Origin of the sequence: Eisenbergiella porci (genome assembly GCF_009696275.1) — a bacterium.
Lineage (GTDB): Bacteria > Bacillota > Clostridia > Lachnospirales > Lachnospiraceae > Eisenbergiella > Eisenbergiella porci.
This window is the reverse complement of record NZ_VUMI01000012.1, coordinates 45,304-70,609: the sequence shown is the minus strand read 5'-3', so window position 1 is coordinate 70,609 and position 25,306 is coordinate 45,304. Positions and strand designations below refer to the sequence as shown.

The following is a 25,306-nucleotide window of genomic DNA, read 5'->3' as shown; positions in this document are numbered from 1 at the left end:
CTTCTTTCTGAAGTCCGGTCTGCATTCTATCCGTTGTCTTTTCTTCCGTCATACTCATATCATCACCGGCGCCACTTTTATTGTTATAGCCAAAAACCCTGATGTACAAGGTCTTCACATGTTAAATCCTGTTCTATTATTTTCCTTCATAGCAGATTGCGGACTCCAAACGGTAGCCCTTCAGCTTTTCCCTGCCCTTAAGCCCTGCAAGCTCCATAAGTACCACTACTCCGACCACTTCGCCGCCCAGGGATTCCACCAGGCGGATCATTGCCTCCGTGGTGCCTCCTGTCGCAATCAGATCATCCACAATCAGAATCTTCTGGCCGGGCATGATCGCATCCTTATGTATCTCGATCACTGCAGTGCCATATTCCAGCTCATATTCCATGGAAACCGTCTCACAGGGGAGCTTCCCTTTCTTTCTGATGAGCACAAAGGGCTTATGATTATTATAGGCTATAGGGGTCCCGAAGATAAAGCCTCTGGATTCCGGCCCCACCACAATATCAAAATCCAGATCCTTAACTAACTCCTGCATGGTATCAATCGCCAGGTGCAGGCCGTCTGCATCCTGCAGAACGCTGGTCACATCCCTGAACATGACCCCTTCCTCCGGGAAATCCGGAATACATCTCACATATTCTTCCAGCTTTTTCATTCTGTCCTCTTTCCGCCGCAAACCGGCCTTTCTTTTACTGGGCTGCCGAATTGTCCCTGCCCTTTATGTCTTTTCCTGAAAGACTTTTTCCTTCTGGTCATTTTTCCCTAAAAAACTATTATTTATTATATTATTTATCCTTGTATAAGTCAACCGCCCAAAATGCCTGTATTTACAGGGTTTTTGACCTGTCACAGCGTCATATTACCATAGAGAAGGTCCTTCATTACGCCAAAAAATTCCCTGACCATGTTGTTCGCCTGCATAGGAATATCTGAAGGCGCCGCCAGTCCGCATACGGTACAAAAGCCCTGCTTAACCGCAAGCCGCGTTCCCCGGTAGACATGGAAATTATTCGTAACAATCCCCACGCTGGCTGCTTCGGGAATCAGTTTTTGGGAGAATTCCAGATTTTCCTTGGTATTCGTGGACTTGTCCTCCATCACAATCCGTTCCGGCGCAATTCCTTTCGCAACAAGGTAATCAAACATTCCCTGCGCCTCGCTCACCGGCTCATTGCTTCCCTTCCCTCCTGAAACCACCACAAGCGTAGCTTCATTTTCTTCCAGGTAGGTCACCGCCGTATCCAGCCGCAGCGCAAGCGCTTTGCTCGGGCCGCTGTCCCGCATCTGGGCCCCGAGGACAATCAGATAATCCAGCCCCGGCTCCCCCTTGCTGTGAAACCTGCTGATAATCAGGCCTTCAATAAAAAGGAACACCAGAATTCCGGCCGCTAGCACGATTACAAGCAGCAGCTTTACCGCTGCCGGAAGACGGCTTATTATATTATTTTTCCACATCCAGGCCAGTGCCATAAAGCCCGCGCCGGCCGCTCCCCAGATCAGGAAAAACCAGGAACCGAAAACTCCTGATATCAGAATTCCCGCACAGTAAAGCAGGCACAATATCCCCACAGTAAAAAAAATATATGTCATTTTTATTTACACTCCTTTTTATCTTTTCCTTTATGGCCTTTTTATTTTAACACACTCTGTCCTTTCCTGTCCTGTTTTGTCATAAAAATACGTTCTGTAACGCGTTGTCTGCTGCTTGCGTCAATGATAACATTATGATATGTACGTGCCATGTATAGTGTCGGAAATAACAAGAAAGGCGGTGGGTACAGACAAATGAGCCGGGAATGGACGAAAAACCCACAGAAGCTGGAAATCCTTCTGCAGAATTTTGCAGATATAATATGGGAATACGATACACAGGCAAAGGATCTATATCCGGAAACGGAATGCGCGCAGCGCTTCGGCCTGCCGCCTGTCATACATAACGGGGCGCAGGGGCTTGTTCAGTCGGGCATCCTGCATCCTGATTATCTGCCGTCGCTTTCCCATGTTTTCCGCTCGCTGGAGTCCCAGGAATGCACACTGTCGGCGGAGCTTCTCTCCAGGCTTGGTGCCTGTCGGGATTACCGGTGGTACCGGGCGGTTTTTACCTCTTATTTGGACGATGCCGGGAATATGCAGGCAGTGGGTTTTTTTCAGGATATTGACAGCGAGGTGCAGCACAGGCTGAAGCTGCAGCATCTGGCAAATATGGACGGCCACACGGGAGTATACAATGCGGCCGCCGGCAGACAGCTCATACAGAGCCTGCTGATGCAGCAGAGCCCCTGTACGCACAATGCCATGTTCGTCTTTGATGTTGACAACTTTAAAAGCATCAACGATACCTACGGACACTGCCAGGGAGATGAGGTACTGTTCCGTTTTGCATCCATTCTGCGGAATGTATGCAGCCGTACAGATACTGTTTTCCGCATAGGAGGGGACGAATTCGGGTTGTTCGCATACCAGACCTGTGACGAAGGGCTTGTGGAACGTGTCTGCAAAGAAGTACTTCTGCGCACCAGGGAACTGAACGGAAGCTGTGTTCCCGTCAGCGTAAGCATCGGCGCCGCAATCAATAAAGAGTATGCCCCTTCTTATTTTGATTATTACCGGGCGGCTGATAAAGCCATGTACCAGGCAAAGAAAAACGGAAAAGGCAGCTACATAAAAACTATCTTCTAAAATTCCCGTAAACCACAAAAATCCGGCCACAGAAAATTCTGTGACCGGATTTAAACTTATAGGGTAACTGTTCAGTTACATCATTCCCATTCCGCCTGCTCCGGCAGGTGCTGCGGGAATATCCTCTTTGATGTCTGCAACAACGGTTTCTGTTGTCAACAATGTGGATGCAACGCTTGTTGCGTTCTGCAGTGCGCTTCTGGTAACTTTGGCAGGGTCAAGAATACCTGCTTCTACCATATTTACATACTCTTCCCTCAGAGCATCGAAGCCCATGCCTACTTCCATTTCTTTTACTTTGTTGATGATAACGCTGCCTTCCAGGCCTGCGTTTGCAGCAATGTGGTACAGAGGTGCTTCCAGAGCCTTGAGTACGATTCTTGCGCCTGTCTTTTCATCTCCGTCCATTCCTTCAGCCAGTTTGGAAACTTCCTTGGATGCGTGGATATATGCAGATCCGCCGCCTGCGATAATGCCTTCCTCAACTGCTGCCCTTGTAGCTGCAAGAGCGTCTTCCATACGCAGCTTCGCTTCCTTCATTTCTGTCTCGGTTGCAGCGCCCACACGGATAACCGCTACGCCGCCAGCCAGCTTCGCAAGTCTTTCCTGAAGCTTCTCTCTGTCAAAATCAGAAGTGGTCTCTTCGATCTGTTTCTTAATCTGGGAGATTCTTGCCTGGATTTCATCCTTGCTGCCTTCGCCGTCAACGATAACCGTATTTTCTTTCTGTACCTTAACGGATTTCGCACGTCCCAGATCTGTGAGCTGGGTTTCTTTCAGATCAAGGCCCAGTTCCTCGCTGATTACCTTGCCGCCTGTAAGGATAGCGATATCCTGAAGCATTTCTTTTCTTCTGTCGCCATAGCCGGGAGCCTTAACAGCTACAACGTTGAAGGTTCCGCGCAGTTTGTTTACAATCAGGGTGGTCAGCGCTTCGCCTTCCACATCTTCAGCAATAATTAACAGCTTGGCGCCGCTCTGTACAACCTGCTCCAGCAGAGGAAGGATTTCCTGGATGTTGGAAATCTTTTTATCTGTAATGAGGATATAGGGATTTTCCAGAATTGCTTCCATTTTGTCCATATCTGTGCACATATAAGCGGAAACATATCCTCTGTCGAACTGCATACCTTCTACCAGGTCGAGTTCTGTCATCATGGTCTTGCTTTCTTCGATGGTGATAACGCCGTCTCCGGAAACTTTTTCCATAGCGTCTGCTACCATTTCCCCAACTTCGTCATCTCCTGCGGAAATAGATGCAACTCTTGCGATCTGCTCTTTGCCGTTGATCTTGGCGCTCATTTTAGCAATAGCTTCCACTGCGCATTCGGTAGCTTTCTTCATACCCTTTCTGAGGATAATCGGGTTAGCGCCTGCTGCCAGGTTCTTCATTCCTTCGTTTACCATTGCCTGAGCCAGGACGGTTGCTGTCGTGGTACCGTCGCCTGCTACATCATTGGTCTTGGTGGCAACTTCCTTTACCAGCTGTGCACCCATGTTTTCGAAAGCATCTTTCAGCTCGATTTCCTTTGCGATGGTTACACCGTCGTTTGTGATAAGGGGAGCTCCGTAGGATTTATCAAGAACTACGTTTCTTCCTTTCGGTCCAAGTGTTACCCTGACGGTATCTGCTAACTGATCTACGCCGGCTTCCAGAGCTGCACGGGCTTCTGCGCCGTATTTAATTTCTTTTGCCATGATTCAAACGCCTCCTGAATTTATGATTTTGGTTTCGTGTCTGCTTATTCAATTACTGCAAGAACATCGGACTGCTTTACGATGATGTATTCCTGATCGTCATCCAGCTTAACTTCCGTACCGGCATATTTGGAATAGATTACCTTGTCGCCGGCTTTCACTTCCATCTTAACTTCTTTTCCATCGATTACTCCGCCGGGGCCTACTGCAATTACTTCTGCCTGCTGGGGTTTTTCTTTGTTCTGTCCGGGAAGAACAATTCCGGATTTTGTTGTCTCTTCTGCTTCTAACTGCTTCAAAACGATTCTGTCACCTAAAGGTACTAATTTCATAAAAATGCCTCCTTAATGAATTCTTTCTTTCACCGGTTTTATTTTGTTGTTAGCACTCATCTTGTTTGAGTGCTAAACACTATACATATATTATGTTTTTGGTTTATTTTATGCAACGCCCTTCACAAGACTAAAAATGTTGTTTACTCAACATATCTTAATTTATCTCTTGTTTTCTCTCTTTTTCTTAATTTCATCGTTTTTTATAAATTTATTATAAACAAATTCCGGTGTTTTCAAACCTTAATACAATGAGGATTATTCTTTTATTTTCCGGCAGCAAAGCTTTTGTCCGGGCCGTCTGCCGCAGTCCTGCAAAAAAAAGCGGCCGGCAGAAAAAAATCTGCTCTGGCCGCGGCTATATTTTAATATATTCCATAACTGCCCTGTACCCTCACAGTTACCATATTCCTATCTTTGCAGCCCCTTCTCCAGACGCTCCCTGTATCCCGGCATATTCTTTTCATCAAATTTATCCCGGAACATCTCATACTCCGCCTCGGAAAACAGCGCCGTAAAATCCTCTTCCACGCTCGCCCTGTTTACCATGCCAATGGCAACGGAAGGCGCCAGTATGGCATCCTCATAAGCCCTGCAGGCCTCCCTGACCCGCCGGCAGTAGGCTTCTGCCTCACCATCCTCCGGCACTTCTATCACCACATAAAAAACATCGCCGTCCACACGGCCCATAACATACTCAGGTTTTGCTTCCTGTTTCAGAATTCCTGCCACAGTCTTTATCAATCTGTCGCTTTCTTCATCGCCGTAGTTTTCGTTTACAAACTTCCAGTCATTGATATTCACACAAATCAGCGCATCCGGCGCAGTCCCCGTCTCAGCCAGCTCCTTCAGCCTGCTGTCAAAGCTTGGTCTGCTCAGCAGTCCTGTCAGCGCATCCACATGCTCCCCATGCTTTGCCTGATATCTGTCCTTCTCCAGCGCTTCCTCCAGTTCATCCGCATAAATGGCAGTTTCCCGGAATCTGTACTGCTTTTCTCCCAAAGAAGAATACAGCTTTGCGACATTGTCAAGAACGGCTTCTGCCGTCTGTCCGGCGGCCTGTTGATTCAGCTTTGCATAAAGATGGCCGACGGTTCTGTCCGCCACGCGGATCTTCCGCCCCGGATCGCTTACCACATCCGGTTCAAATCCGGAGAAATCACCAACGCAAACCACCTTTTCCCCGTGCCGCTCTGTAAGCAGCAGCTCTGTGCCCAGCGCCTCGCACAAACTGCAAAAGAGCCTTTGTATCTCGTCCAGATCATATAAATTTTCCAGACTGTAGTATTTTATGTTTTCCTTTAATCTTTTTTCCAGGGAAATCAAACCGTATGCCATACCCTCGCCCTTCCTTCTGCCGGCTTATGCCCGCGTTCTGCTGTTATTTTACCGCGGCTGTACGAAGCATTTCCGCGCAGCAGTACAGCCAAAATTATTATACTTTTTTTCCTGCTTTTTGTCCAGTTCCGGGCAATGGGAGAAAAAATTGATTTTTGTCCGGTTGATTTTCTCCCGTTTGACACGGCCTGTTCCAGACGTTAGAATAAAAATAAATAGTTTTACGGGAGGGAATATGTTTATCAACGAACAGTCCTTAATAGGCCTCAACGGCATGCCCCAGTATGTTTCCATACGCGCACAGAAAAAGGATGCGCCGCTGCTGCTCTATCTTCACGGCGGTTCCGGAGATGCCGCGCTTCCATTGGTCATGAAATTCAACCGCGGGCTGGAGGAGAACTTCACCGTCGTTGTCTGGGAGCAGCGCGGTGCAGGCAAATCCTATTACCGTTTTGAGGACGGCGCGGTCACCATGGAAACCTTTCTTCAGGATCTCCTCTCGCTTACTACCATTTTGCTGGAACGATTCCGTCAGAACTGCCTGTATCTTGTGGGCCATTCATGGGGCAGCGTTCTGGGTCTTACCTTCACCGCGCGGCATCCTGAGCTGGTGAAAACCTACATCGGCTGCGGCCAGGTAGTCAACATGAAGAAATCCTGCCGCACAGCCTATGAATACGCTCTGGCACATGCCGACAGTAAGGCCCTGGAACGGCTTCGGACAACAGACTGCGCCTACACCGGTGACAACTGGCTTTCCGATCTGCTTTTTGTTACGAAGCAGGTGGTAAAGCACAAAGGTTCTCTTTATGGAAAAACCAATTACAACAAGCTGATCACTCCCTTCCTTTTTTCCGGGTGCTACTCCCTTCCCGATCTACTCCGCCGGCAGAAAGGCAGCCTGCAGGCAATCCGGCATCTGTGGCCGGAACTGATGGAGACGGATTTTGAAGGCATGACCCGTTTCGGCACACCTGTCATATTTATAGAAGGCAGGTATGACAGCCATGTATCCTCTGAATTAGCCAGGGAATATTTTGAAACCATAGAAACCGAAAAGCAGTTTTTCTGGTTTGAAAAGTCCTGTCATTTTCCGCAATGGAGCGAGAATGACCGTTTCAACCGGCTTATGGCTGAAGTGTTGTTATAGTTTGATTATCGTTACAGCCGCTCCTTTGTAAATTTTTAAGACGCATAAAATGGCTTTTGATATTATAATGCCCAATATTCCCGCCGTCCCGAACTGTTACATTATAAAAACGGAGCAGGCATTTATCATGCCTGCTCCTCTACATAATCCATATAGTCAGCCTCGTCTGCAAAAAGCATATACTGTCCGTTCACACATCCCATGTAACCTTCACCAACATAAAAACCTTTCATACCGCGGCTCCTTTCTGCTATCTCAACTAAAACGTTTCTCTGTTTCCAATGTCAGGTCTCTGTGAGCCCTTCCATAGTCTAAGAATAGCATATAGTGAGTCCGATAATCGGGACTTTGGCTCTGTCCCATTCGTTTTCCAGGCAGTATTTTTACAGGTTTTTATGATTTACTGCAGTATTTGCAGGACGGGAAAATTTAGTAGTCCCTCAGAACCAGCTCCGTGATGCCCGGATTATTTCCTCCCTGCACCCGGATAATTTTCGGTTCTCTGCCGTAGCCATATTCCTCCTGAAGCATATTCCGTATGCCCGTGCCTCCGTGAAACCCGTGAATTATCCGCAGCCTGTATACACTGCTGTCCGTCCTTTTCAGCACGGCATCTACCTCAGCTTTTGCCTGAAGCACATTTTTCCCATGAAGATCGATTTCAATAATGCCTGCGTTCATCCATCCGCCTCCCGTCTCAGTTAATTTATCCCATCTCCCAGGAGCTTCCTCTTCAGCTGGTGTATTCCCCACTGAATCCAACAGAACATCCCTACAAAGATTATGATGAGAACGGGGCTTAAATAACCAGCGTTTATTCCCAGCGCCACATACAGCCCAAGCTGTGAAATTGCCAGGGCGCTCAGCAGATAGGCCAGCTTTTTCCATCTTTTTACAAGTTCCGCCAGAGATTCTGAATCCGTATAAATTTCATATTCTTCCTCCGGCGTTCCCGGAATGTACTGTTTTTTCAGGTAAATCCACCCATTGAAGGTTTTCCCAACGAACTCCCAGCCCTGTTCCTCAAACAGCTCCAGATAACGTCTTTTCTCTTCCGGGTCGTTCATTACGTCCGGGTTGTAATCAATCCTGTGACGATAAAGGATTCCCGGCTGCCTGGTGTAAATACTGAAAAAACAGCCTCCTTTTATCAGCTGCCAGCCCTGTTCCGACATTCTGTCAAGGTCCTGCTCCTCCCTGTCATAATTCCATGCCATATAACCTCTGAATGATACTTTGGTATCCATAAATTCTCCTTTCCGCATCAGCCTGCCGGATATGTATTTCTGCGGGCCAAAATTTTCCCAATCCACTTTTTCAATGAAAATTTTTCCTAATCTACTTTTTCAGTAAAAGTTCAGACGGCCGGCCTATAATCTTTTCCGCGCTTTTGAGCATCTCAATCAGCCGGACAAGCTCTGCCTCCAGAGCTTGTCTGCCGGTATCCGTCAGAACATACAGTTTTTTCCTCACTCCTGTATTCCTGCTTCCCCCTGCCGTTCCATACTCCGGTTCTGCGTCACATTCCGCAATCCAGCCTTTTTTCATCATATTGCTGACCGCTCCGTACATGGTGCCCGAACCAATCCTGACCCGGCCGCCCGACAGCTCCCCGGCCTCCTGCATAATCCCATATCCGTGATTCGCATGCCGGTACAGGCAAAGCAGTATATAAAAATAACTCTCTGTAAGCGGTTCCTTCTTAGGCTCCATCCCTTTCTCCTTTCACAGTCCTGCCTGTGCATCTCACAGAACTATATCGTGTTCCGTTATGTCGTCTTACGATATATTAACTTTTTTATATCGTAGCACGACATATGTCGTCTGTCAACATATTGCAGCAATTTCTGTTGCAGCCCTGTTATGATTTTCTCACTATTTTTAAAGAATAGCTTGCAAATTCCCGTTTTTTCTGTAAAATAGGTAAAGGCGACATGAAACAGGACATAATTAAAATAAGAAGAAAGCCGCCATGGCAGGTCGCCGTAAAGGAAATCCGATTCCTTATTCTGCCGGCTTTTTCAGTCATTACCGCCGCTTTTCGGCATTCGGAGGAAAATCCCCTGCCCGCCAAAGGGCAAATTTCTAAAGAAATTGCATTTTGCTCCGCAAAACATGGAGGATTAAAATGATTAGTGCAAACAACGTTACCCTGCGTCTCGGGAAAAAGGCGCTTTTTGAGGAAGTTAACATCAAGTTTACGGAAGGCAACTGTTACGGCCTGATCGGTGCCAACGGCGCCGGTAAATCCACCTTTCTGAAAATTCTTTCCGGGCAGCTGGAGCCTACCAACGGCGATGTGGTAATCACTCCCGGCCAGCGGCTTTCCGTCCTGGAACAGGATCACTTCAAATACGATGATTATACGGTTCTTGATACCGTAATTATGGGCAATTCCCGCCTTTATGAAATAATGAAGGAGAAGGATGCCATTTATGCCAAGGAAGATTTCACCGATGAGGATGGCATCCGCGCCAGCGAGCTGGAAGGCGAATTCGCCGAAATGGACGGCTGGGAAGCCGAATCCAACGCCGCCAGCCTTTTAAACGGCCTGGGAATTGAAACCGATTACCATTATTCCCTGATGAAGGATCTGAACGGAAGCCAGAAGGTAAAGGTCCTTCTTGCCAAAGCGCTGTTCGGCAATCCCGACATACTGCTCCTGGATGAGCCTACCAACCATCTGGATCTGGATGCTATCGCCTGGCTGGAAGAATTCCTCATCAATTTTGACAACACGGTTATCGTGGTATCCCATGACCGTTATTTCCTGAATAAGGTCTGCACCCATATCGCGGACATTGACTATGGCAAAATTCAGCTGTATGCCGGCAACTACGATTTCTGGTATGAATCCAGCCAGCTGCTCATCAAGCAGATGAAGGAAGCCAACAAGAAAAAGGAAGAGAAAATCAAGGAGCTGCAGGACTTCATCTCCCGTTTCTCCGCCAATGCTTCCAAGTCCAAACAGGCCACCTCCAGGAAACGTGCCCTGGAAAAAATAGAGCTGGATGAAATCAGACCCTCCAGCAGAAAATATCCTTATATTGATTTCCGTCCCGATCGTGAAATCGGCAATGAAGTGCTGACTGTAGAGGGGCTTTCCAAAACGATTAACGGGGAAAAGGTGCTCAACAACATTTCCTTCATTGTGGGGCACAATGATAAAATTGCATTTGTGGGAAGCAACGAGCTGGCAAAAACCACGCTTTTCCAGATTCTCATGGGTGAAATTGAGCCGGATGAAGGAACCTTCAAATGGGGTGTTACCACCTCCCAGGCTTACTTCCCCAAGGACAGCTCCAAAGAGTTCGATAATGACTACACCATTGCCGACTGGCTGATGGGCTATTCCCCAGTGGACGATATCACCTATGTCCGCGGCTTCCTGGGACGTATGCTTTTTGCCGGGGAAGACGGAGTGAAAAAGGTCAAAATCCTGTCCGGCGGTGAAAAGGTCCGCTGCCTGCTTTCCAAGATGATGATTTCCGGCGCCAACTGCCTGATATTGGATGAGCCTACCAACCATCTGGACATGGAATCCATAACCGCACTGAACAACGGACTTATCAAGTATCCCGGCGTTGCACTTTTTGCCTGCCGCGATCACCAGTTCGTTCAGACCACGGCCAACAGAATTATGGAAATCCTTCCTGACGGCAGCATGATCGATAAGATCACAACCTACGACGAATACCTTGCAAGCGATGCCATGGCAAGAAAACGTACTGTTTATACTGCCAATAAGGAAGACGATGAAAATTAACCAGGATGGTATTCCATGCGGATGCCCCTGGAAACGGGCTGCCTGTTAAATCCGGCAGCCCGGCATATAAAGGGGGAAGGCTGCCGTGAATCATGGAAAAGGTGCTTCCCTCTTTTGTTTCCTTCCGGCGGCTTTCACCCTATGCTCCGGAGTAAAAATGAATGCGGCCTGTTGTCGCAGAAATTGAGGTAACAGATGAAAACAGTTGACTTACATGTCCACTCCGATAAATCCGACGGGAGCATGAGTCCCCCCGAACTGGTTGACCTGGCCCTGGAAAAGGGGCTCAGCGCCTTCGCCCTCACGGATCACGATACCACCGCAGGACTGTCGGAAGCTATTTCCTACGCTGCCGGGAAAAATATTGAAGTCATTCCCGGCATTGAATTTTCCACGGAATATATGGGAAAGGACGTTCATATCCTGGGGCTTTTTATCGATTATGATAATCCGGAATTCAGCCGGAAAATCCAGGCCTTCGTGGATTCCCGGATCCTGAGGAACCAGAAAATGTGCGCCAACCTGCAGGAGGCGGGCATTGATATTTCCTATGAAAAACTCACCGCAGCCTTTCCTGATTCCGTGATAACAAGAGGCCATTATGCCAGATATCTTCTGGAACACGGCTATGTCAAAAGCATGCCCGAAGCCTTCGACCGCTACGTGGGCGACCGGTGCAAATATTTTGTCCCCCGTGAAAAAGTAACGCCTGAGCAGGCGGTCCGGCTTATCCTTGATGCGAAGGGTCTGCCCGTGCTGGCGCATCCCACTCTCTACCATATGGGAAAGGACGCGCTGCAGAAGCTGGTTGCCCGTCTGAAGGAGGCAGGCCTTATCGGCATCGAAGCAGTCTACTCCACCTATAATGCGGGAGAAGAACGGGAAATGCGCCAGCTGGCGGAGCACAACGGCCTTTTGATTTCAGGCGGCTCCGACTTTCACGGCAAAAACAAGCCCGGACTTGAAATGGCCACCGGTTACGGAAAGCTCCTGATACCGGCTGATATCCTGGAAAAACTCCGTCAGAAAAGAAAGGAACTTTTTCATGCATAACCCCAATGATTCCATAAAAATTCTCTTTACAGACATGGATGGTACCCTGCTGCTTAAAAACAGCACCGTTTCCGATGAAATGAAAGCAGCGCTGGACCGGCTCATCCGCAACGGCCACAAACTGGTCCTTACCTCAGGCCGTCCCCTGGACAGTATTTTGGAAGTCATGCAGGCCTCCGATTTGTTTTACCCGGGGACCCTGGTGATTTCCAACAACGGAAGCCTGATTTACGACTGCACCGCAGGGGCTCCTCTCATGGAAAAAACGATCCCCTTCCCCATTGCCTCCGGCATCATACGGGAAGCGGAGGAACTGGGAATCCATATACAGACCTACACCGATCATGAAATCGTATGTAAAAAAGAAGACGAAGAGGTAATTTATTACCGTAAGCGCATTCATCTTCCCCTCATTACAGCGCCTGATATTTTATCCGTACTGGAACGGCCGCCCTATAAACTCCATACCATTCATCTGACGGACAAAACACTGCTGCTTAAGCTGAAGGGACGAGTGGAGGAAAAATACGGGACGGAAATTACCGCACAGTTCTCCAATGATCAATATCTGGAATTCTACAATCATGAAGCCGGTAAGGGAAACGCCATCCTGGCCGTATGCCGTCATTTCAATATTCCTGTGGGAAACAGCATCGCCGCAGGCGACGCACCCAATGACATTTCCATGCTGCAGGCCGCAGGAATTGGCGTAGCCATGGCAAATGCCGGGCCAGGCGTAAAAGAGGCTGCCGATTTTGTCACTTCACTGGACAATGAGCATAACGGCCTGACGGAAGCGATTGAAAAATTCATGCCTGGCTGCTGATATCCCAGACGGTTGCTAATCCACCCGACTGCTGATCCATGACTGGCTGCTAATCCCCGCCTGACTGCATATTCAGAAAAAAGCGGCTGCACAGATGGTTTCTTATCTGTGCAGCCGCAGCCTGTTAACAGGATACTGCCATAATTTAGCGTTCCTGTTCTCTATTTTTCCTTCAGCATCATTTCCTCTTTCCGCGTCTTTCGTACCATCGCCCGCTTCAGCCAGTCATACAGGTTCTTTCCGGCCAGGGGAAGCAGCAGCATTCCTGCCATATACACCAGGATTTTAAGGAATGCAGGCCCATTATCCAGAAATGTCAGCTTTGGGAGCAGTGTGTCCAGAATCAGCGTATGATAGAGGAAAATATAAAGGGTATATTTCCCCAGGTACTGCAGCGCCTGCAGTATCTTATCCACCACCCGGTTTTGGAGCATTGCCAGGAAGGTGCATACGGAAAACAGGAAGAAGATTACCGCCAGTGAATATAATATCAGAGTAATTCCCGGAGGATTCACGCGCAGCAGCCAGCCAAACATGGATTCATCCCAGGCCAGCCGGTCATGCAGGAGAAATGCCATCGCTCCAGCAAGAAGCACGACGGACGCTGCTGAGGCAATTCCCGCCTTCTTTTTGTTGGACAGCGAAATATGCATATCGGCCGCAACCATCCCCGCCGCAAAGACGAACAGATACGTCCCTCCCAGCAGATATTTGCCTCCGCCATAGGTCTCCAGGGCAAAAGTATGCTTCATGCAGAACATGGATGCAAACCATGCCAGTACCAGGAAAATCCCCCGAAACAAAAAGGCCGCCTTACCTCTCCTGCAGTTCATCACCAGCAAATAAAGCACCGGCGCCGCCGCAATCAGCTGTATATAAATAAGCACATAATAAAACTGCCCTTCCAGGTTGAAGTTCACCGCCCACAGCACAAAGGCTCCTAGATTCAGCTGGAACCCGGTGCGCACATACTGATAAACAGCCACTGCCGCCAGATAGGGAACGAGGATTCCTCCAATCCGCCTTACCACCCATCTGCCGAACGATTCCTCCGGTTTCCTGTTCTGCAGGGAATAATAGGCGGTCATCCCCGCAAGGAAAAGAAATACGGTTACAGAGTAAAAGAAAATATACTGTACCGCCTCATCCTCATACAGAATCCCCTTTACGTGATCAATTACCACCGCCAGAATTGCAAAGAACTTGGCACAGTTGATCCATCCAATCTGCTGTTTTTTTCCCAAACCCATTAAAATAAAATCTCTCCTTTTTTTCAAAAACAATGCCTGCGATTTCTTTTCACACGGGCCTCAGGGTCTCTTTTCCAGACCGGGAAGCCGTTTAAAAGCTTAAGCAATGCCGCAAAAACCAGCACAGCTGCCAGCATGTTCTTCTCTTTATTTCACGATCTCCTAATTGTATCCAGTATACCATCCTCCTTTCCTTACGGTCAATCCTTTTATTAAAAATTATTTTTGACTTTTCCGTATAACCAGCCGACGTTTACCGTTCACAACGCATTATGGCTGTAATTGTCAACACAAAAACAGGTGCGTAAAACCATGCGCCTGCATGCTCTTACACACCTGTTTTCCACGGGCCTTCGCTTCCGGCAGTTTAACGAATCCCGCTGCTGTATGCTGTTTCATTCCGTCTGATAAATTTTATAATACTGTCTTTTCCAGGACCGGGGGTCAGCCTTCAACGATCAAATATCTTCCGTCACCCACTTCAAATACTTCATCCGCTTCCAGAATTTCGTCCAAATCAGCACCGTCCATGTCAATGCCTTCTTCTTCAAAATATTCCTTTACTTCTTCTGCAGATTCGACTACAACCGCCATACACTCTTCCAGAAAAGCTTCTGCTTCTTCCAGATTGGAAGCAACATCTTCTTCAGGAAAGAGCTGGCTCTGCTTCTTCAGAAAACACATTAAAACCGCGTCATCAAACTCGTGCATCTTCTTCCCTCCTTCCTCTTTGTTTCTTCTGCGTAACCGTTCAGTTCCTTCACAGTTACTCTTCTACATAAAATATACAGTCTATGCGGCCTTTGTGCAAGACTTTTTTCAAATCCCGGCGCTTCTCTTTTCATCTTCTGAGCCGGAAGGGCCGCATTTTTCTGAAATAACCTTCCACACGCCCTTCTCCAGATAAGAGGGACAGATAAAACGGGCGGCTTCCTTTACCTCAGGCCTGGCATTTTCCACCGCATAGCTGAAGCCCGCGGCTTTCATCAGGCCAATGTCATTGGTATTGTCCCCAAAGGCCATGGTTTCCTCCCTGGACACGCCGAAATAGTCCTGCAGTATCCTCAGCGCATTTCCTTTATCCACAGAGGCGTCCATGAAATCCACCCATTCCTCGCCGGCAACGCAGGTCTGCACCTTTTCACCCCATTGAGGGATCAGTACTTCTTCTCCCAGCTGCCGTATGCTTCCTCTGTGATATACCGCAACCTTCAGGATAACCGCCTCCTGGGCCAGCACATCCTCTACCTGCCGGAAGGTATTGTGGTAGCCGTATTTCATCATATCGAGAAATGTGCGGTTCTTCGTTTCCAGAAGACTGCCGTGGGGCGTTGATACCACAAATTCATATTCATTCCCCAGGCCGCGCAGCTGATGGATAATCTGCTCTGCATATTCCCTGTCCATGCTCGTCAGGGATATGTCCTCCCCCTTATAATGGATATGCGCCCCATTCTCCGCAATATAGCATATTTTATCAGCTACCTCCCTGAAAACATTCTGAATGCTGCACAGCTGCCTGCCGCTGGCGCCGCAAAAAATGACGCCCCGTTCCGCCAGGCTTTTGATTTCCTCCACAATTTCCGGATACAGATTCGGTGTGGAATCCGGTATCAGCGTACCGTCTATGTCAGATGCGATCAATTTTATCATAACACTCCTATCCGCGCGCATCGGCGCATACGGTATTTTCCGCGGCGTATGCCCTGTTGTCTGTCTATAAAAATTCCAGCAGTTCGGCGGGTTTTTCAATAATCACGTCCGCGTGGTTTTCCTCCAGTTCCTTCCGGTCACGGAAGCCCCACAGAACGCCAACCGTAAAAAGCCCTGCGCTTTTTCCGGTGCGCATATCCACACTGGTATCCCCCACATAAAGGAAGTCCTCCGGGGCAAGTCCCAGGTATTCTTCTATTTTAAAGACTCCGGCGGGATCCGGCTTTTTGGGGATTCCCGCCTTCTGTCCCTGGATGCAGTCGAAATAATCCTTGCCGAACAGGGTTTCCACCACGCTGACGCTGTTTTCATGGGGCTTGTTGGATAGAACCGCGATACGGATTCCTTTTTTCTTCAGTTCCTCCAGCAGAGGGATGATTCCATCATAGGGCCGGACCTGATACATGCAGTCTTTGGCAAACAGTCTGCAGTATTCCTCATAAACCTCATCATAATGGGTCAGCTCAGCGTCTCCCGCCTTTGTCAGCGCCCTGCGCACCAGCACGGCGGAGCCGTCTCCTACAAAATATTTATAATCCTCCTGTGTAAAGGAGGGCAGACCGAACTTTTGAAGCGCCCGGTTCCCGCAGTAGGTCAGGGATTCTATGGTATTGGCAAGCGTGCCGTCCAAATCAAATATCACAGCTTTTTTCATGCAGGTTCTCCTTTTCTTGCAAAACAGACTGGCAGAAGCGACGGCAGGTTACGTAAACGGCTGGTTTTGCCGCTTCGTAAAAATGTCAGCCGATCAGCTGTCTTTTTTTCAGTTCCTGGTAGACCCTGCCCACCGGCAGGCCCACCACGTTATTGTAATCCCCGCATATCCCCTGTATAAAAGCGGCGAAACCGCCCTGTATCCCGTAAGCGCCGGCCTTGTCCATAGGCTCTCCCGTCTCCACGTAACACCGGATTTCCTCTTCTGTCATAGGAAAAATCCGCACGTCTGTGCACTCATAAAAGCCGGCGGATTCCGTCCTCCCCTTTTCTTTCCACACAAAGGCAACTCCGGTATAGACCTGGTGCGTGCCGCCCTGCAGCTTACCCAGCATCTCTTCTGCCCGTTCCCTGGTGCCGGGCTTTCCCAGAATCTGCCCCCCGCAGGCCACAATGGTATCCGCGCCTATTACGACGGTGCCTTCCTCTGTGACGTTTCTTTCATAGACTTCCATTGCCTTATGATAAGAAAGCTCCTGAACGACCTCCTCCGGAAGCTCTTTGTCCGTAACCTCTTCCCATTCGCTGGGACAGACCTCAAACGGCAGACCTATCTGCGTCAGCAACTCCTGCCGCCTGGGGGATGCGGAAGCCAGTATTATCCTGCTTTTCATCTTTTTTACTCCTGTTTTTTAACCTCTGTTTTTACTTCTGTTTTTACTTCTGTTTTTTTCGCTGCCTTTCCTTCGCTGTCCGGCGCTTCCCGGTTATTCCTCTTCCTCACTTACATGCTTTTCCGGGATGAACACCCGGTCATCGTGAGGCGTCTCCTGGGCTTTTGCCGCTTCCATCGCTTCAACGCAGAAGGCAACCTGGGAATTAAAGGTTTCCTTTCCTCTTCTGTCCACCTTTTCATAGCTGCCGTCCGGCTGCAGCAGATGGGCCTTCACCGTATCCCGCAGCTGCACGTCAAGAATATGCAGCACCTTTTCCTTCAGCTTCGGATCCTCCACAGGGAACAGGATTTCCACACGGCGTTCCAGGTTCCTGGGCATCCAGTCCGCACTGCCGCAGTAAACCTCACTCTTGCCCGCATTTTCAAAATAGAAAATACGGCTGTGCTCCAGGAAGGTGCCCACGATGGAACGGACGGATATATTCTCGCTGACGCCGGGTATGCCCACCTTCAGTGAACAGATGCCTCGCACGATAAGCTCTATTTTTACGCCCGCTGCGGAGGCTTCATACAGAGCGGCTATGATATCCTGATCGCAGAGGGAGTTCATTTTGGCAATAATATGGCCCGTTTCCCCGGCCCGCACATTTTTCACTTCCCGTCCGATAAGGTAAAGGAACTTATCCTTCAGCCACAGCGGTGCAAGGGAAAGCTTATTCCAGGAAAGAGGCTCGGAATAACCGGAAAGCATATTGAATACCGCCGTGGCATCCTCGCCGATGGCTTCGGAACAGGTCATCATGCCGATGTCCGTATATAGCTTTGCCGTGGCATCGTTATAGTTTCCGGTTCCCAGATGGACATAACGGCGGATGCCGTCTTCCTCACGGCGCACCACAAGCGTGATTTTGCTGTGGGTTTTCAGGCCCACCAGGCCGTAAATTACGTGACAGCCCGCCTTTTCCAGCTTTCTCGCCCATACGATATTGTTTTCCTCGTCAAAACGCGCCTTCAGCTCCACAAGCACGGAAACCTGCTTTCCGTTTTCCGCCGCCTGGGCCAGCGCCGCAATGATGGGCGAATTACCGCTGACGCGGTACAGTGTCTGCTTGATGGCCAGCACTTCCGGATCCCTGGCGGCTTCCCGGATGAACTGCACCACAGGGGCAAAGGTCTGGAAGGGATGGTGCAGCAGAATGTCTCCCTGCCTGATTTTATCAAAAACAGAACCCTCTTCCATAAATTCCGGCACCGGCTGGGGCACATACTTTTCTTCCTTCAGATGTTCAAAGCCCTCCAGGCCGTACATTTTCATAAGGAAGGTAAGATCCAGGGGGCCGTCGATATGGTAAATATCCTCTTCCTCAATGGAAAGCTCATCCTTGATGATGCGCAGCAGGCGTTTATCCATGCCGGCTTCCACCTCCAGACGGATTGCCTGCCCCCACTGCCTCTTTTTCAGCTGTTTTTCGATTTCCTTCAGCAGATCCTCCGCCTCGTCCTCATCAATGGTCAGATCCGCATTTCTCATGATACGGAAAGGATGGGAGCACACCACGTCATAATTGAGAAAAAGCCTGGAAATATTCCGCTCAATCACCTCTTCCAGCAGGATGACCGCCTTGCCGCCGTTGTCCCCGGCCGGAATGGGCACAATACGTGCCAGCACGCTGGGCACCTGGACCGTGGCAAATTCCAGCTCCCCCTTTTCTTTCCGTTTGGAAAGCAGCGCCCCGATATTTAAGGATTTATTCCTGATGAGCGGGAAGGGCCTGGAGGAGTCCACCGCCATGGGGGTCAGCACGGGATATACATTTTCATCAAAATAGGCGTCCACATATTCGGCCTGATCCTTGCTCAGCTGCTCATGCTTTTCTACAACCGTAAGCCCGTTTGCCTTAAGCAGCGGCAGCAGGGAACGGTTGTATGTAGAATACTGCTGGGCCACCAGCTCGTGGGTCACCACGTTCAGCTTATCCAGCTGCTGGGCGGCGGTAAGCCCCGCAATATCCTTTTTGGTATATTTCGCATTTACCATGTCCTTCAGCGATGCCACGCGCACCATGAAAAACTCATCCAGGTTGGATGCGGTAATGCTTAAGAATTTCAGTCTTTCAAACAGTGGGATCTGTTTGTCTCTCGCTTCCGACAGCACTCTTTTATTAAACAGAATCCAGCTCAGTTCCCGGTTGGTATAAAGCTCAGGGTCCAGATAATCTTTTTTCTCCGCCATAATTTTTCTCCATTTATATGAATTCTTTGTAACTGCTTCTTCCCTTCACGGTTACAATTTTTTCTGCTTAATGACAGGATGTAAACTGAAAACCTCTTCGAAAAATGACGCTTTGGCCTCAAACAGCCCTCTTTCCAGGGTGATATCCTCAGTGGTGTTTACCGTGATGATCAGCTGATCCTCCTTCAGGGTCGTCCTGAAATCCCGGAACTTCTGCTTATGGCTGCGATCCAGGCCGTTTGCTACCCGCAGGATGGCCGTCAGCTTGGCAATGGTCAGATAGGACTGGGTGTCCAGCGTTGTGGTGGTCCCCAATTCTTCATAATAGTCAAAATCCTGATGGTTATATTTAACCACGTTGGCGACAATTTCACGTTCCCTGTGGGAAAGGCCGATGATCTCCGTTGCCATAACAATGCTGTAGGAGCATTCCCCCAGGTTCACCATGCTGATATATTTCCCGCAGTCATGGAGCAGGGCGGCAATGCGCAGCAATAGCCTCTCCCTCTTTCCCAGGCCATGCACCTTTTTCATGCTGTCAAAAATCGTGACGCAGATATGCTCCAGGGTTTCGCCGCGGCGTCTGCTTCCCATGAAGCGCTTGCTGATATTCCTGGCACAGGCTACGATATCCTGTTCAAAATCATGCTTCGGCCCAATGATTTTATTTTTTTCCGCATATTCATAGGCAATGCCGTCGCAGAGCGTCACGCCGGGCGCCCACAGCAGCTTGGCTTCCATGAGCTTCGCCACGTTGTAAATCAGTACGGCGGAAATAAATATCAGCGGCAGGCTTTCCACGGAAACGCCGAAGTGGGCCGCCACTTCTTCCCTTGCATGGCTGCGCAGGGCTTCCATGAAAACGCCGTAGCTGGCGCTGTCCACATATCCCGGCGTCTGGGAGCCGGTGAGCCTTTTCTGAATCAGCGTTGACACATAATCATCCACAATGATAATATTTTCAACGATTCTGTCCTTCAGATACAGCTTTTTGAAAACGGAGAGCTGGCTGTCGATCATTTCCTCCAGCAGCCCTTCGTATTTGGCAGGCCTGGCGTTCAGCTTGTTTAACAGCTCTTGGAGGCGCAGCACGCCCAGGCGCAGGTTCTGGGTGGCTACCAGCGTATCCTTGTCAAACAGGGAAACCTGGATGCTGCCGCCGCCGATATCCACGATCGCCGTTCCTTTTTCAATAATTTTGTTAAAATCCTGGCCCTTCAGCGCAATGGATTTGTAATCCAGGAAACGCTGCTCGGAATTGCTGAGCACATCAATATGGATTCCCGTGCGCTGCTGGATCTGATCCAGCACGATCATGGTATTTTCCGTTTCCCGTATGGCGCTGGTGCCGTAGGCCCTGTAGTCCTCCACCTTGTAGCTGCGCATGATTTCTTCGAATTCACGGAGGACACGGCATAGTTCATCTACCTTTTCATAGCTGATTTTTCCGGTGGCGAAGGTATCGTTTCCCAGATCGATCCGATGGCGGATATGGTCGATTTCCTTCATGCTTGTTTTCGCCGAAAATTCAAATATCTTCATGGAAAGCTCATAAGATCCCACGTCTATGGCGGCAAAAGTCTTCACCCTGCATCCCTTCCTTTCTTCCCCTGTTTTTCGCTCCTACATCCGGCCCAGCAGATAATCGATAAACTGCTGCGCCGTCCTGCCGGAAAGCCCGCCGTGGTACAGCTCCCACTTATTGGCTTCTGCCAGCAGTTCCTCCTCCGGCATGGTTACCCCGTAACGGAGCGCCAGCGTTTTTACGATATTCTGGAACTGGGCTTTATCCGGCGCGCCGAAATAAATGGTCACGCCGAACCGGGATACCAGAGACAGCTTTTCCTGTACGGTGTCGTTGTTGTGCAGATCGTCATCCAGCTCCCTCTTGTCACTGAATTTTTCCCTGACCAGATGCCTTCTGTTGGAGGTGGCATAAATCAGGACGTTGGCCGGCTTCTTCTCCAGCCCGCCTTCGATAACCGCCTTCAGGTACTTATATTCGATTTCAAAATCCTCAAAGCTCAGGTCATCCATATAGATGATAAACTTATAATTCCTGTTTTTAATCTGGCCGATCACATCATTCAAATCCTGGAACTGGTGTTTATATACCTCAATGATGCGCAGCCCCTGTGAATAATATGCATTGGCAATGGCTTTGATGCTGGAGGATTTTCCGGTTCCCGCATCGCCGTACAGCAGGCAGTTGTTTGCCTTCTTTCCTAATACAAAGGCTTCTGTATTGTCGATGAGCTTTTTCTTGGCGGTTTCATAGCCCACCAGATCGGAAAGCTTCACGTGGGCGATGTTCAGGATCGGTTCGATTACCGTTTCCCCTTCCTTATGGGCGATGCGGAAGGCCTTGTGCAGGCCGAATTTGCCGACGCCGTATTCCTTATAAAATTCCGTCAGGGTCGCCTTCATCTCCTCCGGCGTCCCATCCTCCCTGAAACGCACGGCCAGCGTGCAGATGCGGTCGCGGATACGGGTGTTGTACACCTTGCTCTCCTGCATATTCCCTTCATAGGAAAGAGCCATGGAAAAAGCAGGCGCTTCCAGCTTATCCATCATATCCGTAAAGTCATAATCAAAAAATTCTTTAAAAATAGCAATGTCATGCAGCACCGCCTCATTGATGGTGCCCTCCACAGCCCCCCTGATTTCGCAGGCGCGGCTATAGCTGTTTTCATTATTCACAAGCAGGTTCGTCAGATAGCAGTGCCACAGATTGCCTGAAAAGCCATGGCTTCCGGCCATTTCCAGCAGCCCGTGCATACACTCGTACAGCAGGGAGCTTTCCTTCTGGATGCCCTCCTCACCGGTGCCGTAATGCTCCATCAGCCAGACCATGTCCGCAAGCAGCGCGCCGTCCTCACCAAAATCCTTATATACAATCAGCTCTTTTTCTCTCATTGTGCCTGTCCTTCCCATCCTCTTTATAATGATAAATCACTTTCCCGGCTCTGCCGTCAGTAATTTCCCAAAATCCGCATGTTCTGCGCTTCATCCCGCAGCCCGCGCAGCGCATTCTTCACCGCGCTGTCAGCCAGGTTGCCGTCAAAGTCAACGAAAAACCGGTATTCCCAGTTGCGTCCTTCAATGGGGCGGCTTTCTATTTTGGTCATATTCAGATTGTTGTAGATAAAATGGGACAGCATATGATAAAGGGAACCGCTTTCATGGGCGATTTCAAAGCAGATGCTCACCTTTTTTGCATCCTTGCGGAAAATCTTCTGGTTGGTGATTATAATGAAGCGGGTGGAATTCGTTTCAGACTGGTTCACAGGCTTTTTAAGCACCTCCAGCCCGTATACCTTGCCCGCATATTCGCTGGCAATAGCCGCCTGCGTACAGTCGCCCTCCTGCGCTACCTTTCTGGCGGCAAAGGCGTTATTGGGCAGGCTGATCTGCTTCCAGTCATGCTCCGCCAGAAACCTTGCGCTCTGCATCAGTGACTGGGGGTGGGAAAATACCGTCCTGATATCCTCCATCCTTGTTCCCGGGACGCCCAGCAGGCAGTGCTCTATCCTGATTATCTGCTCTCCCACAATATAATTTTCAAATTCCACAAGCAGATCATAAATTTCATTCACGATCCCGGCGGTAGAATTTTCAATGGGAAGCACGGCGAAATCCGCGCTGCCTTCCTCTATGGCGCAGCAGGCATCCCGGAAGGTATCCACATGGAAGCTGTTTACCTCCTCTCCGAAGTACTGATGCATGGCTGCCTGGGAATAAGCCCCTTCCGCTCCCTGAAAAACCACTCTCCCCCGGTCATCCTCCAGAGAATCCACCCCGATGAAGGGAAGGCGCCCCATGCTTCCTTTTTCTGCCAGCAGCTGATACTGGAGCTTGCGGCTCATGGACATAATCTGTTCAAACAGCTCTCCGATCCCTGTGCGGTTAAAATCATTATGTGTCAGGGATTTTACTCTGGCGATCTTTTCTTTTTCCCGTTCCCTGTCAAAGACCTTTTTCCCTGTTTCTATCTTCACCTCGGCCACATGCTTACAGATGTCCATCCGTTCCTCATAGAGGCTGACAATCTGCTCATCCACCGAATCTATCTGTTTCCTCAAATCCCCTAAATCCATGCTTCTTCGCTCCTTCGTCCTTCACATACCAGATCAGATGAGGCTGAACCGGTCCTGTGCAAACTTATTTTTCTTCAATCCAATTTATTTTGCGCTGTGTCAACCACATGCTTTTCACCATTGTGCTTAAGCTCCTCCAGCATCTGTTTTGCCGTCTTTCCAGTGAAAGGATGCCTTACGAACGGCGCTATTTCACACAGCGGCGCCAGCACAAAATCCCTGTTCTGCATGTCGGGATGAGGCACCGTAAGCGTCTCGGTATCGATCACACAATCATCGTAAAGCAGCAGATCCAGATCCAGCGTCCGCGGCCCCCAGTGTACCTTACGCTCCCGTCCGGCCTGCCTTTCCACCTGCTGCAGCTTCTCCAGCAGCTCAAAGGGAGTAAGCAGCGTTTCCAGCTCCATGACGCCGTTGAGGAAATCCTCCTGCTCAACGCCGCCGTAGGGCGTGGTCCTGTAAACCTTCGAAACCTTCACCGGACGGCAGAGCGAATGTTCCTTCAGCTCCTTCAGCCCTTTTTCCAGATAATACTCTTTATCCCCCATATTGGAGCCAAACGCAACGAACGCCCTGTGCCAGCCCCGCTCAATCCGCACCGACACATCCCCGAAGGGAAGCGGAATCGGCGCCTCCGGCTTATGCAGCTCCAGCTCCAGCCGCCGGATCAGCGGAAATGCCAGCAAAACCTCCTGCGCAGTCTGTTCCGCCGCCCGTTCTATCAAATCATAGATCTGGGCGCACATAACCTCGTTCATCAGCCTGCACACCTCTCCATAATCGGTGGAGAGCTCCAGCCTGTCCGTCAGCCCCGCTCTTCTCGTATCCGTATATAACACCGCATCCAGGAAAAAATGCTGTCCCTTTTCCTTTTCCTCCGGATAAACTCCATGATGCCCAAAAATTTCCAGTCCCCTAATCCGTATCTGATCCACAACGGCACCTCCTTTTTATATTACTGTTCACTCCGTGACCAGTAACTGCCTGCCCTCCCGCAGAATCGCCTCTGCCATACGAATGGCCCTCTTATTCGCCTTCACATCATGCACACGCACAAAGGAACACCCGCTCAGCACCGCAAATACCGTGGTCACCAGCGTACCCTCCAGCCTTTCGTCCGCAGGCAGATCAAGCGTCAGCCCTATCACCGACTTCCTGGAAGTCCCCAGCAGCAGCGGACAGTTAAAAATCCGCAGGCTATCCAGATGATTGATCACCTCCAGATTATTTTCATAGGTTTTCCCAAAGCCCACGCCCGGGTCCAGGATAATCTTATCATCCCTGATTCCGGCCGATTCCGCAATCCGCAGCGTATCCGCCAGATCCGCCGCCAGATCCTCCAGGAAATTCCCGTAATCCGCATTCTGTCTGTTATGCATCAGGCAACAGGGCAGCCCGCTTCCCGCAATCGTCTCCGCCATCTGGCCGCCGTCATATTTCAGTCCCCAAATATCATTAATCAAATCCGCCCCTGCCGCGATTCCCGCCTGCGCCACCTTATACTTATATGTATCCAGGGAAACCGGCACGTCAAACCGTTTCTTCACCGCCTCAATCACCGGCGCCACCCGCGAAGTCTCCTCCTCCTCCGAAAGCAGCGTATACCCCGGCCTGGTGGACTCCCCGCCGATATCCAGGATATCCATCCCATCCCCAATCATCTCCTCCACATGCCAAAGCGCCCTGTCCATCTCATTAAAACGCCCCCCATCCGAAAAAGAATCCGGAGTCACATTCAAAATCCCCATCACATATGTCTTCCCACTGTCAACAAACTCCCTGTCGCCTATAACCATCCTGCCTGCCTCCTTAAAAAAATATTTTTTCCACACCCG

Annotated in this window: 24 protein-coding genes; 5 read left to right on the top strand and 19 right to left on the bottom strand. The window is 49.6% G+C overall.

Annotation, left to right across the window (positions count from 1 at the left end; all coding sequences use genetic code 11):
* Positions 1 to 136: 136 nt before the first annotated feature.
* Entirely contained in the window at positions 137 to 661 is a 525-nt protein-coding gene (locus tag FYJ45_RS09385; RefSeq protein WP_154464389.1) for an adenine phosphoribosyltransferase, read from the bottom strand.
* Between the two features lie 191 nt (positions 662 to 852).
* On the bottom strand, positions 853 to 1,596 hold the full coding sequence (locus FYJ45_RS09380) for a YdcF family protein (protein WP_154464388.1): 744 nt from the start codon (positions 1,594 to 1,596) through the stop codon (positions 853 to 855).
* A gap of 195 nt (positions 1,597 to 1,791) precedes the next feature.
* On the opposite strand from FYJ45_RS09380, the gene FYJ45_RS09375 reads away from it, so the two are divergent.
* The gene (locus FYJ45_RS09375) at positions 1,792 to 2,685 is read left to right on the top strand and encodes a GGDEF domain-containing protein (RefSeq protein ID WP_195841752.1); all 894 of its coding nucleotides are present in this window, start codon (positions 1,792 to 1,794) and stop codon (positions 2,683 to 2,685) included.
* Positions 2,686 to 2,760: 75 nt separating this feature from the next.
* On the opposite strand, the gene groL is transcribed toward FYJ45_RS09375, so the two are convergent.
* From groL to FYJ45_RS09360, 3 genes are all read right to left on the bottom strand, one after another.
* Positions 2,761 to 4,383: a chaperonin GroEL gene (gene groL / locus FYJ45_RS09370; RefSeq protein ID WP_154464386.1), complete on the bottom strand. Its 1,623-nt coding sequence runs from the start codon at positions 4,381 to 4,383 to the stop codon at positions 2,761 to 2,763.
* Positions 4,384 to 4,427: 44 nt separating this feature from the next.
* Positions 4,428 to 4,715, bottom strand: coding sequence for a co-chaperone GroES (locus tag FYJ45_RS09365; protein WP_021634073.1), 288 nt, complete (start codon positions 4,713 to 4,715; stop codon positions 4,428 to 4,430).
* A gap of 411 nt (positions 4,716 to 5,126) precedes the next feature.
* Complete coding sequence (locus FYJ45_RS09360) at positions 5,127 to 6,053, bottom strand: GGDEF domain-containing protein (protein ID WP_154464385.1); 927 nt, start codon at positions 6,051 to 6,053, stop codon at positions 5,127 to 5,129.
* 235 nt (positions 6,054 to 6,288) lie between these two features.
* Between FYJ45_RS09360 and FYJ45_RS09355 the strand changes: the two genes are divergently transcribed.
* On the top strand, positions 6,289 to 7,203 hold the full coding sequence (locus FYJ45_RS09355; RefSeq protein WP_154464384.1) for an alpha/beta fold hydrolase: 915 nt from the start codon (positions 6,289 to 6,291) through the stop codon (positions 7,201 to 7,203).
* Positions 7,204 to 7,632: 429 nt separating this feature from the next.
* Here the strand turns inward: FYJ45_RS09355 and FYJ45_RS09350 are convergent, their stop codons facing one another.
* The 3 genes from FYJ45_RS09350 to FYJ45_RS09340 all read right to left on the bottom strand — a co-directional run bounded on the left by FYJ45_RS09350 (position 7,633) and on the right by FYJ45_RS09340 (position 8,916).
* Positions 7,633 to 7,884 carry a Smr/MutS family protein gene (locus tag FYJ45_RS09350; RefSeq protein WP_154464383.1) on the bottom strand — a complete coding sequence of 84 codons (252 nt, stop codon included), beginning with the start codon at positions 7,882 to 7,884 and terminating at the stop codon, positions 7,633 to 7,635.
* Between the two features lie 20 nt (positions 7,885 to 7,904).
* Positions 7,905 to 8,450, bottom strand: coding sequence for a DUF2812 domain-containing protein (locus FYJ45_RS09345; protein WP_195841751.1), 546 nt, complete (start codon positions 8,448 to 8,450; stop codon positions 7,905 to 7,907).
* Between the two features lie 91 nt (positions 8,451 to 8,541).
* Entirely contained in the window at positions 8,542 to 8,916 is a 375-nt protein-coding gene (locus FYJ45_RS09340; RefSeq protein ID WP_154464381.1) for a PadR family transcriptional regulator, read from the bottom strand.
* 415 nt (positions 8,917 to 9,331) lie between these two features.
* Here FYJ45_RS09340 and FYJ45_RS09335 point away from each other — a divergent pair, with 415 nt between their 5' ends.
* The 3 genes from FYJ45_RS09335 to FYJ45_RS09325 all read left to right on the top strand — a co-directional run bounded on the left by FYJ45_RS09335 (position 9,332) and on the right by FYJ45_RS09325 (position 12,848).
* The gene (locus FYJ45_RS09335) at positions 9,332 to 10,969 is read left to right on the top strand and encodes an ABC-F family ATP-binding cassette domain-containing protein (RefSeq protein WP_035320718.1); all 1,638 of its coding nucleotides are present in this window, start codon (positions 9,332 to 9,334) and stop codon (positions 10,967 to 10,969) included.
* 195 nt (positions 10,970 to 11,164) lie between these two features.
* A complete protein-coding gene (locus FYJ45_RS09330) occupies positions 11,165 to 12,022 on the top strand; it encodes a PHP domain-containing protein (RefSeq protein ID WP_154464380.1) in 858 nt (285 codons plus the stop codon).
* Positions 12,015 to 12,848 (top strand): HAD family hydrolase, encoded by an 834-nt coding sequence (locus tag FYJ45_RS09325; protein WP_154464379.1) that lies wholly within the window; start codon positions 12,015 to 12,017, stop codon positions 12,846 to 12,848. The genes FYJ45_RS09330 and FYJ45_RS09325 overlap by 8 nt, the downstream gene beginning before the upstream one ends.
* A gap of 161 nt (positions 12,849 to 13,009) precedes the next feature.
* Here the strand turns inward: FYJ45_RS09325 and FYJ45_RS09320 are convergent, their stop codons facing one another.
* The 11 genes from FYJ45_RS09320 to folP form a co-directional block, all read right to left on the bottom strand.
* On the bottom strand, positions 13,010 to 14,125 hold the full coding sequence (locus FYJ45_RS09320) for an acyltransferase family protein (protein ID WP_207708410.1): 1,116 nt from the start codon (positions 14,123 to 14,125) through the stop codon (positions 13,010 to 13,012).
* A gap of 417 nt (positions 14,126 to 14,542) precedes the next feature.
* On the bottom strand, positions 14,543 to 14,809 hold the full coding sequence (locus tag FYJ45_RS09315; protein ID WP_021634089.1) for a hypothetical protein: 267 nt from the start codon (positions 14,807 to 14,809) through the stop codon (positions 14,543 to 14,545).
* Between the two features lie 108 nt (positions 14,810 to 14,917).
* Positions 14,918 to 15,751 carry an HAD family hydrolase gene (locus FYJ45_RS09310; RefSeq protein ID WP_117545458.1) on the bottom strand — a complete coding sequence of 278 codons (834 nt, stop codon included), beginning with the start codon at positions 15,749 to 15,751 and terminating at the stop codon, positions 14,918 to 14,920.
* A 64-nt stretch (positions 15,752 to 15,815) separates the two neighbouring features.
* The gene (locus tag FYJ45_RS09305) at positions 15,816 to 16,466 is read right to left on the bottom strand and encodes an HAD family hydrolase (protein WP_154464377.1); all 651 of its coding nucleotides are present in this window, start codon (positions 16,464 to 16,466) and stop codon (positions 15,816 to 15,818) included.
* 85 nt (positions 16,467 to 16,551) lie between these two features.
* Entirely contained in the window at positions 16,552 to 17,139 is a 588-nt protein-coding gene (locus FYJ45_RS09300) for a Maf family protein (RefSeq protein ID WP_154464376.1), read from the bottom strand.
* A gap of 93 nt (positions 17,140 to 17,232) precedes the next feature.
* Entirely contained in the window at positions 17,233 to 19,374 is a 2,142-nt protein-coding gene (locus tag FYJ45_RS09295; protein WP_021634094.1) for an RNA degradosome polyphosphate kinase, read from the bottom strand.
* Between the two features lie 51 nt (positions 19,375 to 19,425).
* Positions 19,426 to 20,916 (bottom strand): Ppx/GppA phosphatase family protein, encoded by a 1,491-nt coding sequence (locus tag FYJ45_RS09290; RefSeq protein WP_154464421.1) that lies wholly within the window; start codon positions 20,914 to 20,916, stop codon positions 19,426 to 19,428.
* 81 nt (positions 20,917 to 20,997) lie between these two features.
* Positions 20,998 to 22,290 (bottom strand): ATP-binding protein, encoded by a 1,293-nt coding sequence (locus FYJ45_RS09285; protein ID WP_025490848.1) that lies wholly within the window; start codon positions 22,288 to 22,290, stop codon positions 20,998 to 21,000.
* A 56-nt stretch (positions 22,291 to 22,346) separates the two neighbouring features.
* On the bottom strand, positions 22,347 to 23,471 hold the full coding sequence (gene pheA / locus FYJ45_RS09280; RefSeq protein ID WP_154464375.1) for a prephenate dehydratase: 1,125 nt from the start codon (positions 23,469 to 23,471) through the stop codon (positions 22,347 to 22,349).
* A gap of 74 nt (positions 23,472 to 23,545) precedes the next feature.
* Entirely contained in the window at positions 23,546 to 24,406 is an 861-nt protein-coding gene (gene folK, locus FYJ45_RS09275) for a 2-amino-4-hydroxy-6-hydroxymethyldihydropteridine diphosphokinase (protein WP_276891773.1), read from the bottom strand.
* Between the two features lie 27 nt (positions 24,407 to 24,433).
* Entirely contained in the window at positions 24,434 to 25,267 is an 834-nt protein-coding gene (gene folP / locus FYJ45_RS09270; protein ID WP_154464374.1) for a dihydropteroate synthase, read from the bottom strand.
* Positions 25,268 to 25,306 lie beyond the last annotated feature (39 nt).